1 protein-coding gene is annotated in these 685 nt (G+C 45.4%); it reads left to right on the forward strand.

Going from position 1 to position 685, the window contains the following annotated elements; translation table 11 throughout:
• Positions 1 to 43: 43 nt before the first annotated feature.
• Positions 44 to 685 (forward strand): carbohydrate ABC transporter permease (locus ACWHAR_RS27635; RefSeq protein WP_452088511.1); only part of this gene is annotated, 642 nt, incomplete at its 3' end.

Genomic DNA, 685 nt, shown 5'->3' on the forward strand with positions numbered 1-685 from the left:
AAACGACTCCGGGAGCAATCGGAAACACAGGGAGCTGAAAACAATGAGTGAGATCGCAAGGGACGTTCATGTGAAACAGGTTAAGCCAAAAAAGCAGTCCTCACTTTGGTGGATGTACATTCCTGCTTTGCTCTCCGTTCTGGTCTTTATGATTTACCCGTTTGTGAAAGGCACATTGATTACCTTTACAAACTGGAACGGCTTTTCACAAGTCTACCAATGGGTTGGATTCGCGCAATATGAAAGGCTGTTTTCTGATCCTGACACTTGGCATATCTTAAAAAACACTCTGCTTTATGGGCTTGGCAGCACTTTTTTTCAAAATGTGGTCGGGCTTCTGTACGCTCTGCTCTTAAATCAAAGCATTACAATGAAAGCGGTAACAAGAACAATTGTGTATTTGCCGGTGATGATCAGCCCGCTCATTATGGGCTACATTTGGTACTTTTTCTTCTCCTATGACGGAGGCGCGCTCAACGATTTGCTCGGGGTCTTCGGCATCAGCCCTATTAATGCGCTCGCCAGTCCATCACTCAATCCATGGATCATTGTCATGATTAACACCTATCAATATGTCGGGATCGCTATGGTTGTCTACTTAGCCGGTCTGCAAAGCATTCCGAAAGACTACTATGAAGCGGCGCAAATGGATGGCGCGAAACAAGGCCAGCAGTTTTTTACCATC

The organism is Bacillus sp. LR--39, from assembly GCF_053613335.1.